10 protein-coding genes are annotated in these 12887 nt (G+C 55.5%); 5 read left to right on the top strand and 5 right to left on the bottom strand.

The annotated features are described in order from the left end of the window. Nucleotides 1-573: 573 nt before the first annotated feature. A complete protein-coding gene (locus Q0796_RS15845; RefSeq protein ID WP_298444897.1) occupies nucleotides 574-1440 on the bottom strand; it encodes a LysR family transcriptional regulator in 867 nt (288 codons plus the stop codon). 159 nt (nucleotides 1441-1599) lie between these two features. Here Q0796_RS15845 and Q0796_RS15840 point away from each other — a divergent pair, with 159 nt between their 5' ends. The 5 genes from Q0796_RS15840 (at nucleotide 1600) to Q0796_RS15820 (ending at nucleotide 7007) form a co-directional block, all read left to right on the top strand. Beyond that, nucleotides 1600-2730, top strand: coding sequence for an S-(hydroxymethyl)glutathione dehydrogenase/class III alcohol dehydrogenase (locus Q0796_RS15840; RefSeq protein WP_298444896.1), 1131 nt, complete (start codon nucleotides 1600-1602; stop codon nucleotides 2728-2730). A gap of 74 nt (nucleotides 2731-2804) precedes the next feature. Beyond that, on the top strand, nucleotides 2805-3653 hold the full coding sequence (gene fghA, locus Q0796_RS15835; protein ID WP_298444895.1) for an S-formylglutathione hydrolase: 849 nt from the start codon (nucleotides 2805-2807) through the stop codon (nucleotides 3651-3653). Between the two features lie 191 nt (nucleotides 3654-3844). Then, nucleotides 3845-5134 (top strand): NAD(P)/FAD-dependent oxidoreductase, encoded by a 1290-nt coding sequence (locus Q0796_RS15830; protein WP_298444894.1) that lies wholly within the window; start codon nucleotides 3845-3847, stop codon nucleotides 5132-5134. A 207-nt stretch (nucleotides 5135-5341) separates the two neighbouring features. Then, nucleotides 5342-5662: a multidrug efflux SMR transporter gene (locus Q0796_RS15825; protein WP_298444893.1), complete on the top strand. Its 321-nt coding sequence runs from the start codon at nucleotides 5342-5344 to the stop codon at nucleotides 5660-5662. Between the two features lie 55 nt (nucleotides 5663-5717). Next, entirely contained in the window at nucleotides 5718-7007 is a 1290-nt protein-coding gene (locus Q0796_RS15820) for an NAD(P)/FAD-dependent oxidoreductase (RefSeq protein WP_298444892.1), read from the top strand. Between the two features lie 796 nt (nucleotides 7008-7803). Here Q0796_RS15820 and Q0796_RS15815 read toward each other — a convergent pair. The 4 genes from Q0796_RS15815 to Q0796_RS15800 all read right to left on the bottom strand — a co-directional run bounded on the left by Q0796_RS15815 (nucleotide 7804) and on the right by Q0796_RS15800 (nucleotide 12689). Continuing rightward, nucleotides 7804-9060 (bottom strand): hypothetical protein, encoded by a 1257-nt coding sequence (locus Q0796_RS15815; RefSeq protein ID WP_298444891.1) that lies wholly within the window; start codon nucleotides 9058-9060, stop codon nucleotides 7804-7806. A gap of 129 nt (nucleotides 9061-9189) precedes the next feature. Continuing rightward, nucleotides 9190-9576 (bottom strand): cytochrome c3 family protein, encoded by a 387-nt coding sequence (locus Q0796_RS15810; RefSeq protein ID WP_298444890.1) that lies wholly within the window; start codon nucleotides 9574-9576, stop codon nucleotides 9190-9192. Nucleotides 9577-9601: 25 nt separating this feature from the next. Continuing rightward, entirely contained in the window at nucleotides 9602-11131 is a 1530-nt protein-coding gene (locus Q0796_RS15805; protein ID WP_298444889.1) for a flavocytochrome c, read from the bottom strand. A 346-nt stretch (nucleotides 11132-11477) separates the two neighbouring features. Beyond that, the gene (locus Q0796_RS15800) at nucleotides 11478-12689 is read right to left on the bottom strand and encodes a 4Fe-4S binding protein (protein WP_298444888.1); all 1212 of its coding nucleotides are present in this window, start codon (nucleotides 12687-12689) and stop codon (nucleotides 11478-11480) included. Between the last annotated feature and the right edge of the window lie 198 nt (nucleotides 12690-12887).

The raw sequence follows: 12887 nt of genomic DNA, 5'->3' as shown, positions 1-12887 counted from the left end.
CACAGGCGTAATCGAACAATCGTGCGCTAATCGCAGGGATCATCTCGGCTTGGCATGGCTTGTCACGTTACGCCAAACAGCGGCTAACGGGACCTACTATTCTGAACACCGCCTTGGTAGGTGCGATTCGCCACAGGCGTAATCGAACAATCGTGCGCTAATCGCAGGGATCATCTCGGCTTGGCATGGCTTGTCACGTTACGCCAAAAAGCGGCTAACGGGACCTACTATTCTGAACACCGCCTTGGTAGGTGCGATTCGCCGCAGCCGTAATCGAACAATTGCGGTAATGGCGGGGATCATCTCGGCATGGCTTGGCTTGTCACGTTACGCCAAAGAACGGCTAACGGGACCTACTATTCTGAACACCGCCTTGGTAGGTGCGATTAGCCGCAGGCGTAATCGAACAACGATGCGCCAATCACGGGGATCATCTCGGCTTGGCTGTCACGTTATGCTAAACCGCGGCTAACGTAACCGACCACTCGGCGCTGTGATTTCCCCCGTAGATCGCCATTTATGGCGACAAGCTCACAACCGTTCACCACCCCCCATCAATCCCCCCAAACAGCGTTAAAAACTGCTTTTGAAGTGCTCCAGCAGCAGGCGAATTTTGGGCGATAAATGCCGATTGTGAGGGTACACCGCCCAGATCCCATCGTCAGGCTGGCGAAACGGCGCAAGCACCTCGACCAACTGCCCGGAGTTAAGGTGATCGGCCACGTAATAATCCGGCAGCTGCACCAACCCTAACCCCAACAACCCCGCATCCAGCAGCGCCTTACCGCTGTTGCAACGCAAGCTGCCGCTGACCTTAATGCTGCGCGAACGCTCCCCTTGGGCAAAACGCCAATGCTCAATGTTGCCCACCAAGCAGTTGTGCTGGCTAAGCTCCGATAAGCTATGGGGTTCGCCGTGGGCGGCCAGATAACTGGGGGCGGCACACACAAACTGGCTGCGTTGCCCCAGCTTGCTGGCCATCATGCTGGAATCCTGCAACTGACCCAAGCGGATAGCCAAATCGAAGTTTTCATCCACCAGATCCAGCTTGCGGTTGCTGAGGTGCAGCTCCACTTCCAGATCTGGGTACTGCAAACAAAAGCGGTTTAACGCCGGAGCAATGGCTTGTTCGCCATAAGTAACCGGCGCAGTTACCTTCAGCTTGCCTCTGGGCGTGGCCTGCAGATTGCTGATCACCCGCTCCGCTTCTTCAAGCCCTTCTAACAGCGGCTTGCAGTGCTGGTAATACAGCTGCCCCGTTTCAGTAACGGTGACGCGCCGCGTGGTGCGGTAAAACAGCTTGGCGGCTAAGCGCTGCTCTAAGGCGCTCACTTGGCGGCTGACTTGCGCGGTTGAGATCCCCAACCGTTTGGCGGCCGCGGTAAAGCTCTCGGTTTCCACCACCGCGATAAATTCGCTGATCCCATCCCAATTAAACATCTATCTTTCCTGTATTCGTACGCACACCACCCTGATTATTACACCACAGTAAAAGTAATTTACCAATCAAGGTCATTATCATTGTGCCTGCCATCAATATAATGGTCGCCATTGAAGCAACCCCCGTTGCTTACCAGTTAACTGCATGAGGAATTGTTGATGACTGCTCAAACCCTTAAATCGAAAGCAATGGTTGCATGGGCCGCTGGCCAACCACTGAAATTAGAAACCGTTGATGTTGCACCACCCAAAGCGGGCGAAGTTCGAGTGAAGATCATCGCAACCGGCGTATGTCACACCGATGCCTTTACCCTGTCTGGTGACGATCCAGAAGGGATCTTCCCATCCATCTTGGGCCACGAAGGCGGCGGTGTGGTTGAGTCCATCGGCGAAGGCGTTACCAGCGTGCAAGTTGGCGACCACGTGATCCCGCTGTACACCCCGGAGTGTGGCGAATGTAAATTCTGTCAGTCTGGCAAAACCAACCTGTGCCAGAAGATCCGCGAAACCCAAGGCAAGGGCCTAATGCCAGACGGCACCAGCCGCTTTAGCATCAACGGCGAGCCAATCTTCCACTACATGGGTTGCTCTACCTTCAGCGAATACACCGTATTGCCAGAGATCTCGCTGGCGAAGATCAACAAAGAAGCGCCACTGGAAGAAGTGTGCTTACTGGGTTGTGGCGTTACCACTGGCATGGGCGCGGTAACCAACACCGCCGATGTAAAAGAAGGCGACACCGTGGCGGTATTCGGCTTAGGCGGCATCGGTCTGTCTGCCATTATCGGCGCTAAAATGGCCAAAGCCGGTCGCATCATCGCCATCGACATCAACGAATCTAAGTTCGACTTGGCCACCAAGTTAGGCGCAACCGATTGCGTTAACCCAAAGAACTTCGACAAGCCAATTCAAGAAGTAATTGTTGAGATGACCGACGGCGGCGTCGACTTCTCGTTTGAGTGTGTTGGTAACGTGCACCTGATGCGCAGCGCCTTAGAGTGCTGCCACAAAGGGTGGGGCGAATCCGTGGTTATCGGCGTAGCCGGTGCTGGCCAAGAGATCTCTACCCGTCCGTTCCAGCTGGTCACCGGCCGCGTATGGAAAGGCTCTGCCTTTGGTGGCGTAAAAGGCCGCTCTGAATTGCCAGAGTACGTTGAACGTTACATGGCGGGCGAGTTCAAGCTGGATGATTTCATCACCCACACCATGAGCTTGGAAGAGGTGAACGACGCCTTCCACCTGATGCACGAAGGTAAGAGCATTCGTACCGTACTGCATTTAGATAAGTAAGCCCGTACTTACCATTAGCGCCCCAGTCTTGCTGGGGCGTTATTGTTTCAACGGCCATGTTTTCAGGAACCCCCATGCAAGACATTACTCATTTGTCTGCCGCTAAAAGCTTTGGCGGCTGGCACAAGCAATACCAACATCGCAGCCGCGCCGTAAACGGCGACATGCGCTTTGCCATCTACCTGCCACCGCAAGCGCAAACCCAAGCGGTGCCAGTGCTGTACTGGTTATCGGGCTTAACCTGCAGCGACGAAAACTTCATGCAAAAAGCCGGTGCTCACCGCATCGCCGCCGAGTTAGGCATCGCCATTGTTGCCCCAGACACCAGCCCCCGTGGCGACCACGTGGCTAACGACGACGGTTACGACTTAGGCCAAGGCGCAGGCTTTTACGTTAACGCCACCCAAGCGCCGTGGCAGCAGCACTTTCAGATGTACGATTACGTCGTCAACGAGCTGCCTGCTTTGATCGAAGCTCAGTTTCCCGTAACCCAGCAACGCGCCATCGCCGGCCACTCCATGGGCGGTCACGGTGCATTAATGATCGCCCTGCGTAATCCCGAACGTTACCAATCGGTTTCGGCGTTTAGCCCAATCGTAAATCCTTCGGATGTGCCTTGGGGTCAAAAAGCGTTCACCGCTTACTTGGGCGACAACCCCGCCGCATGGGCGCAATACGACAGCTGTAAGCTGATGGCCGCCAGCGCCAATCAGACGCAACTGCCCGCCTTGGTGGATCAGGGCGACGGCGACAACTTCTTGCCCGAGCAGCTGCAACCACAGGCGCTGCAGCAGGCTGCCGAGGTTAGCGGCTACCCACTAACGTTGCACCGTCACGACGGTTACGACCACAGCTATTACTTTATCGCCAGCTTTATCGAAGCCCATTTGCGCTTCCACGCAAGCCACTTAGTAACAGCCTAAGCGCCATCGGTTCTGCCCAAAACGCTGCCTTAACGGTGGCGTTTTTTTATGCTAACTAAGCCGCAACGCGCACTTCTTGCTCGCTGACCGTTTTTCCTCCACCTGTAATTAACTTTCATAATGCTCTAGCCTTAGCGGCAGATACAGCAACTTTGTGTAATTTAGTTACACGCACAGCGACGGAGCAGAAGATGGATAAGATTGTGGTGATTGGCGGCGGCGCCGGCGGCATGGAGCTGGTTAAAAAGCTGGGCAACAAGCTGGGTAAGCAAGGCAGTGCCGAGATCACCTTGGTTGACGTCAGCAGCCATCACATCTGGAAACCGTTGCTGCACGAACTGGCTACCGGCAGCTTGGATGAAGGGATCAACGCCATCGACTACCAAGTGCATGGTGCCCACAACGGCTATCGCTACCAGCAAGGCAGCCTAATTGGGCTGGATAAAGCCGCCCGCAAAATTACCCTGGCGCCACTGCTGGACGCCGCCGGACAACAAGTGTTGCCCGCCCGCGAACTGAGTTACGACTACCTCGTGCTGGGCATTGGTGCCGTAACCAACGACTTTGGCACCCCTGGCGTGCGCCAATACAGCCATTCGCTGGATCTGATCAGCAGCGCCATGAGCCTGCGTGAACGCATTAAAACCCTGTTTATCCAACACGCCCACGGCCAGCGCAGCGGCCGTTTGAACATGGCCATTGTGGGCGCCGGTGCCACCGGGGTCGAGATGTCAGCCGAGCTGCACCACATGGCCAAAACCCTGCGCGACTACGGCTACAACATCAGTGACGATCTGCTTAACATCACCATCGTTGAAGCGTCCGATTCGGTGATGCCTACCCTGCCCAAAGCCAGTTTGCGCCAAGCGGTGCACAACAAGCTGCTGGAGCTGGGCGTGACCGTGCGCACCAACACCTTTGTGACCGAAGTACGCGAAGCCGGTTTGGCCACCAAAGATGGCACCTTTATCGATGCGGATCTGATCCTGTGGGCCGCTGGGGTAAAAGCCCCAGAGGTGATGCAAGAGCTGGGGCTCGACATCAACCGCGCCAACCAAGTGCTGGTGCACGGCAATGGCCGCAGCCACAGCGACGAACGTATTTTTGCCTTTGGCGATTGCGCTGCCGTTCCTCAGCCCGATGGCAGCTTTGCGCCACCACGGGCGCAAACCGCACGGCAGATGGCGCTGGTGGTGGCCAACAACCTGATCAGCCTGCACCGCGGTGAATCCACACCACTGCAAGAGTACGTTTACCAAGACTTAGGGTCGATCGTAAACCTGTCGCGCTTTTCAACCGTCGGCAATCTGTTCTCTTGTTTCCGTGGCGGATTAGCGGTGGTGGGTGGCCCGGCTCGCTTTGTGTACGCGTCGCTGTATCGTCGCCATCTGTGGACCATGCACGGCCCTGTCAAAGGGGTGTTCATGCTGGCGCTTAACGGCATGCAGCGTTATCTGCGCCCCCAGTTGAAGTTGTGGTAACCACGGCCATGACCTTGCTTATCGCTGCCGAACAACCGCCGCCCAATGGGCGGCGGTTGCGGTTTCCCCCTGCGGTTGTCCTGCCTTACTAGCTCGTTGCTTATTATTACCATTTGGTAAAAGTAATTTGCAAAAGGGGGCGATTATCATCTTCCACCACATCAATATAATGGCCGCCATCAAACACGAATTGGCAAAGGCAGATTGATGAGTTGGTTGTTCCTGTTACTTGGCGTTGCCGCCGAAGCCCTATCCCATGTGGCACTGAAGGCCACCGATGGCTTTAGTCGGCCGATCCCGGCCGCACTGGTGTTGGTTGGCCACTTATCCGCCTTTCTGTTTTTAAGCCAAGCGATGAAAGGGATGCCCGTGGGCATTGTGCATGCCCTGTGGGCGGGCTTGGCTATCGTTGCCGTTACCCTGATGTCAACGCTGATCTATCGGCAACACCTTGATGCCAATGTCTGGCTGGGCATGCTGCTGATCGCCGCTGGTGTGATGCTGATCAACCTCAGTCACGGCCACTAAGCCACTCGTTCCCCCCTATTTCCTGCCAGCAGGCACACTCTTATTGGATCCTATTATGAAAAAAATCGTCGTTGTCGGTGGTGGAGCCGGCGGCATGGAACTCGTCAAAAAACTGGGCAACAAGCTGGGTAAAAAAGGGCGAGCGCAGATCACCTTAGTGGACGTCAGCAGCCACCATATTTGGAAACCATTGCTGCACGAACTGGCCACCGGCAGCTTAGATGAAGGGGTGAACGCCATTGACTACCAAGTGCATGGCGCCCACAACGGCTATCTGTTTCAGCAAGGGGCGCTAACCGGGTTAAACCGTAACACGCAAACCATCACCCTAGCGCCGTTATACAACAGCAACGGCGCAACGGTATTAACCGAGCTCGAGCTGGAATACGATTATCTGGTGCTGGGCATTGGCGCAGTCAGTAACGACTTTGGGATCGATGGGGTCAAGCAGCATGCCTATTCGCTGGATTTAACCAGCCAAGCCATGACCCTGCGCGAACGGATCCAGCACCAATTTATGCAGCACGCCAACGGCCAGCGCCAAGGGCAAATGAAGATGGCGATTGTGGGGGCCGGTGCCACTGGGGTCGAAATGGCCGCCGAAATGCACCACATGGCTCATGCCCTTAAAGGCTATGGCTATAACATCGACGAACAGCTTCTGCAGATCACCCTGATCGAAGCTTCGGATTCGGTTATGCCCGCCTTGCCTAAATCCACGCTGCGCCAATCCGTGCACGACAAGCTCTTGGAAATTGGCGTGAGCGTACGCACCAATACCATCGTCACCCAAGTGAATCCACACAGTGTGCACACCAAGAACGGCGAATCGATCGACACCGATTTAACCCTATGGGCAGCTGGCGTGAAGGCACCAGAGGTGCTGGCCAGTTTGGGTCTAAAGGTAAATCGCAACAATCAACTGTTGGTGGCTGATAATGGCCAAAGCCACAGCGATGCTCGGATCTTTGCCTTTGGCGACTGCGCCGCGGTGCCCCAAAACGATGGCAGCTTCTTACCGCCACGAGGGCAAACGGCACGGCAGATGGCGCTGCTGGTGGGCGATAACCTGATGGCGCTATTACGCAACCCGCAAGCGCCGTTAAAACGCTACGTTTATAAAGATCTGGGCAGCTTTGTTAACTTGGCGCGCTTCACAACCGTCGGCAATATGTTCTCCCATTGGTGCGGCGGCTTGCAGGTGGCCGGTGCGCCAGCACGGCTGGTGTACGCGTCGCTGTATCGGCGCCACCTGTTAACCATGCATGGGCCAATCAAAGGCAGTTTGATGCTGCTCAGTTGCGGCATCCAATCTTGGCTGCGCCCCCAGCTGAAGCTGTGGTAACAGCAAGTGCTCCGCCGCCACGCCACAACGTTGCAGGTTGACGCCTGCGGCTAGAACCGTGGCCAGAGGACAGCTGCACCCTGCAAACACAACCTAAGGCCACCCATTTGGGGGTGGCCTTTTCTTAGGCTGTGTCTTCGTTAATTGTTGAGCCAAATTCACATGGCCGCACCACACCGAACCAAACCACACCCAACCACACCCAACCACACCCAACCATAAACTCGTTGGATTACGCCTGCGGCTAATTCAACCTACAACAGCCGCGTAGGTCACGTTAGCCGCGCTTTTCGGCGTAACGTGACAGCCACACCAAACCCAACCACACCAAACCACACCATAAACTCGTTGGATTACGCCTACGGCTAATTCAACCTACAACAGCCGCGTAGGTCACGTTAGCCGCGCTTTTCGGCGTAACGTGACAGCCACAACACACCACACCAAACCCAACCACACCCAACCATAAAATCGTTGGATTACGCCTGCGGCTAATTCAACCTACAACAGCCGCGTAGGTCACGTTAGCCGCGCTTTTCGGCGTAACGTGACAGCCACAACACACCACATCAAACCCGACCACACCAAACCCAACCACGCCAAACCATAAAATCGTTGGATTACGCCTGCGGCTAATTCAACCTACAACAGCAACACCTTGCAAAAACAACAAAGGCCACCGATTTCGGTGGCCTTTGTTGTTAATACTGCTAAAAAACCGCGGCAACCGCGCAATCCTTGCAGGGATCAATTGCGCCGTTGCCTTAGCGTTAATCGCTAATCCTAGTACAAGGGTTTAGTACTTGGTCTTGGTCAGATCACAGCGGATCTTCGCGCCGCGCAGCGCCGGGGTGTTTGGCGTAGCGGCGGATTCACACAGGCGAGTGGTGCCGTAATCGTTGCGCTTATCGTGGGCATTAGAGCGCGCCCATACCGTCACAATCGCCTTTTGTTGTGGCTGCGCGTGGCAATCGGCACCGGCGTATTCAAAGGCGTGAATGGTGTTGGGGTGGAAGTAGATCAAGTCATCTTTGCTTGGGGAGGTGGACGCCCAAAACAGGTGTTCGTTGGCCATGCCGGCGTCGAATTCCACTTCACGAATGGTGTCGGTTTCGCTGACGGTCTGCACCAGTGGGCTGTTTTCCCGCAGGGCGAAGTTTTTAAACTCGTTGGTGCAGGCGGGTTCACGGATGGTGTAGTAGATCTCGCTGATGGCGTGGTTATGGTAGGGATAGAACGAGTCGATCCGCTGCGCCACCATACCCACTTCGGCCCCCACTTTTTCGTCGTTAATGGAATCAATGCGCAGCAAGCCCCAATGACCTAACACTTCGGCGTAGGCGTAGTTGCCACGGGTTTTATCGAAGTTGCGCTGATTGCGTTCGGAATCGGCGGCGTACATCGGGAACCACCCCACCGAAGCCCACAGGTTTGGCAAGGCGTTGGCGGACACATCAAACGGAAAGGCTTTCGGCATCTGGATGTCGTCGCCGGTAACCATCTTGCTGAAGTTTTCGCTGAAATTGGCCCCAAACTCACGCACCTGATCATTGGTGTTTACGCGTTGAAAGAACTCGCTAAAGGTGGTGCGGTTTAGCCACTTGGCCACCGCCGAGCTTTGCTCCAGTTCACCACCGGGGCTGTAGATCCAGTCCACATCTTGGCGGGCACCAAAACACTGTTTGGCTTTGTCGGCGTTGTTGATGATGGCGTAGATGTGCTTCACCATCAGCTGCATATCGCGCTGATCCATAATGCACATGTACTGCGGCCCGTGCAGATCGGCGGTGTTGGTTTGCACCATGGTGTTATCAGAATTCCGGCAGTTGCCATCGGTGCTGGAAAGCGCTACTGCATAGCCTTCCAAATACTGCAAGGTTTCTGCCCACAGGGTATCCACCAGCGGCTGCTCTGCGGCGCTGTAAGTTTGTGGTTCGCCCAAGCAATGAAACTCGGCGTTGTTGATTTCGTTGGCGTCCAAAAAGTCAGGAATGTCCGCCGCTAGGGTGCTAGCACTGCACAGTAGGCTGGCCAGAATTAGGGATTTTTTCATCGAATTAATGCCTTTTTTCGTAAAAAAAAGCACCACGGTTGCGGCCGTGATGCCTTTCTTCAATGGGTGCTTGGGTTACGCCATAGTGAGGATGAATGCACTGTTGTTAACGCAACCCTAAACCCACTATCACTGCTTATGTTCAGCAAATTTAAAGGTGTGACAGCTGTTGCACATTGGCGGCTTGGCTTGGTGCTCACCGTGGCATTCGGTACAAGGCACCTCTTTGCCGTAGTGCAGGTTGTTGTGCGGGTTTTGCAGCACTTCATCACCGGCGCGAGCGGTAACCTTGGCCAGCTCGTCGATGTCGTGGCAGCTGTCACAAGCCTGATCCGATGGCCGCACACGCAGGCCGTTGTCGTGGCAAGAATCACAGCCCATGTCGTAGTTCATTTGGTGGTAATCGCGGCCCAGTTTCGGCCCCATTTTTACCAAGCTGTCACTGGCTTGCAGATCCGCCGCTTGGGCACCAAAGGCGAGGCTTAGCACCGCCGCCAGAGTCAATAATTTCTTCATAATGAGATTCCTCTAGATCGGTCAGTTAGGCTTGCATGATGCTGCGAGAGGCGGTCATGCCCATCACCACACACTCTGGGATAGAACAGCTACCCAAACGGCTAACCCCATGCACCCCACCAGTTACCTCGCCTGCGGCAAACAGGTTCGGGATCGGCTTACCGGTGAAGGAATCCAATACCTTGGCTTCTTTGGTGATCTGCACCCCGCCTTGGCAGTAGTGCACCTTTGGCCATAAGCGCACCACGCTAAATGGCGCTTGGATGTACTTGCCTTTGGCTTTGCCCATGTTCTTGCCAAACTGCTCGTCAACGCCGGACTTAACGTACTGGTTGTACTGTTCGATCTGCGCTTGCAGCGGCTTCAGCGGCACGTCAAAGTGCTTAGCCAGCGCTTCCAAGGTGTCGAACTTCCAACCCACACCGTACTTCAACACCTTCTTGGCGTTCGGGTGCTGCTTGGCGTGTTCCCAGCTGGTGACCATGATTGGGGGCAGCGGCTTGCCTTCGGCATCGCGACAGTTCAATTCGGCATCGGCACGGGTCTTACGATCGGCGATTTCGTTCATGAAACGCTCGCCGGTCATGCGGTTGATGGCGATGGAGTGAGGGAAGTTGAAGATCGAGTAGTTGGACACGTAGCCGAACCCGCCTTCATCAGGGGATGCCCACGGGCCGGATTGGATGTGCGCCATGTGCACTGGAATGGCGCCTAAACGGAACATTTCGAACATGCCTTCGCCGGTGGCGCCTTTGGCGTTGGTGCAGCCTACTTCGGCGGTAAGGGTTGGATCTTGCGCCATCCGCAGATTCACGTTCTGGGCAAACCCACCGGTGGCCATGATCACGCCGCGAGTGGCGCGAACAAAGAACTCGGTGCCGCTGTCTTCTTCGCCGAAGTAGTAGCCCCGCTTCAGTTTGATCCCTTCAACCTTGCCATCTTTATCCAACACAAAGCCATCAAACTTAATGCGATTGATGGTTTCTACGCCCTCTTTGCGTGCTTGTTTCAGCAGTGGCTGAGTAATGCCCGCGCCGCAAGACACCGAGGTTTGGTAGGTGCGCGGTACCGAGTGACCGCCCAGTTGCTGCAGGTACGGATGGAACTCAGCACCGGCGTCGATGGCCAGTTGCAACCCTTCCATGGCGTGCTCTGCCACGTGACGCAGCAGGCCTTCATCGGCGATGCCACGGCCCGCTTTCATCTGATCAGCCACCATGCGTTCAACCGAATCTTGCACGCCCTTCTCTTTTTGCATCGGCGTAGCAGGCGCCGCATACAAGCCGCCGTTGATGGCGGAGTTGCCGCCAAATACCGGCATCTTTTCAAAGATGGTTACGTTGTTCGCACCCTGGCGCTTGGCTTCAATGCCCGCTGCCAATCCAGCAAAGCCAGAGCCAATAATGGCGATGTCTACGGTTTTGTCCCACTTAACGCCATCAGAGCGCATAGAGGAAGCCAACGCTGGTGCAGCCATCGGTGCAGCAGCAACCGCGCCGGCAACACCCAGCCCTTTAAGAAAGCGGCGGCGCGCTTGTTGTGTGTTATTTGTCATATCATCATCACCCTATCTGTTAGAGATGGGGCCATGATAGAAATGGAATCGATTCCAAACTGAGGCCGAACGTAAGACGGTGACGATGGCCAGTAACCACATGTTTAAAGTGGGTTTTCACTCTAAAAGATGGCCGTTTTCTGCCATCAACAGCAGCAATCCGTTGCCACTGACAGGAAGATTCATACCCAGTAGGGGGTATTTGATGGCGTCATCCCGATCTGGAACCCATTCCAACAATCGCTCCGATTGGCGCGGCACAACGGGGCTGGCCAATCCCCTGTTGATCCACGATAACCCTGTTCGCGCCTTAAGGTGATCAGCCTGCTGCGGCTTGGCCGCGGTATTAGTGGCCGATTTGCGACAGATACGGCAGCAGTTGCAACCGCACCGCATCGGTTACGTCGCTGTGCCAAAAGCCCAGCAAGTAAGCCAACAGCGGCAACCCAAACAGCAAAATCAGCAACAGCGCCGCGATCCCAGTGGCCGACAACCGCCAGCCCCAGCGAGTAGATAGGCCCAAGGCCGCTGACTTAGGGCAAGCAGACACGCAGCGCATGCAGGCTTGGCATTCGTCGCTGCGAATGTTGATCTGCTGATGCACCTCAATCCGCGCAGGGCAAGCTCGGCTGCACTTGTCGCAGTTCATCCCTTTGCTGTTCAGGCAGTGGTTGTCGTTCCGGCGAATTTTCAATGGGCTGAGAAAACTCAATAAGCCCAACCCCGCCCCGTAAGGGCACAGATAACGGCAAAAGGCTTGCTGCTGCCATGCCGCTAGCGCCAAGATCAGCGCAATCACAATGGCGGCAATCACGCTGGGGCTGGCGAAGAACATGCCCATTTTGGCGTCGGCAATTTGGTGGTAGTTGCCCTCAAGATAATGAGGCAGCGACGCACTGGGCATGCTAACCATGATGTAACCCAAGCCCAGCAACAGCAGGTATTTCAACATACGCAGCGGCCAATCCAGCCACGCTGGGGGCAGCGCGTCACCACGGATCACCTTTTTACGCAGCCGATACAGATAGGTGCCGCCCAACCCCAGCGGACACGCCCAGCCGCAAAATGCCCGCTTGCACAGTACGCCACTTAACAACACGGTAAACAGCATCACCGCCGCCGCAGGGTGAGCGCCATCCCACAAGCCCAGGGTTAATATGGCTTTGATTTCGATGCCACCGGCGATGGGCAAGAAGCCATCGACCACATCGGGGCGGATCAAGTAGCCGCCGTAGCCGTTCAGTAACAAGGTGTGGTATGCCACGTATTGCAGCCCCACCAACACCATCGACAGCGACATAAAATGGTGAACTAACTCTCGCAGTGGGTTTTCGCGCCCCTGCCCTTGCGCCAACTGGGGCTGACGCCAATGCAACAGCGCCAACAGTGCCGCAGCAACCAGCGCCGCCAGCAACAGTGGCCATAGGGTCGCCGCCGCCAGCGCCACAAGGGTGCCCGCCACGGTGGCCGTCGCGCCCCACTTTTGCCCCGAAAAATAAAGCAGATTGGCGCTAAACAGCAGCCCCAGAAACAGCGACACCGACTCGATGAATGTCATGATAAGAAGTCGTTTAATAGCAGGTTATGGCTATAAGTGGCCGCGATTGGCAATTGGTTCCTGCGGCGACAACAACAATAATCAGACTGTGATCCTGATGCGGTTATTGATGGGCAAAAAGCCACGTTGACTAAAAAATCACATTTCAAACTGGCATCTATCCGATACCCAACTAAGCTCAATTTGATATCAACACCA

This window comes from uncultured Ferrimonas sp. (assembly GCF_947489035.1).
Lineage (GTDB): Bacteria > Pseudomonadota > Gammaproteobacteria > Enterobacterales > Shewanellaceae > Ferrimonas.
The sequence above is the reverse complement of the archived record's forward strand: the minus strand, read 5'-3'. Positions and strand labels throughout refer to the sequence as shown.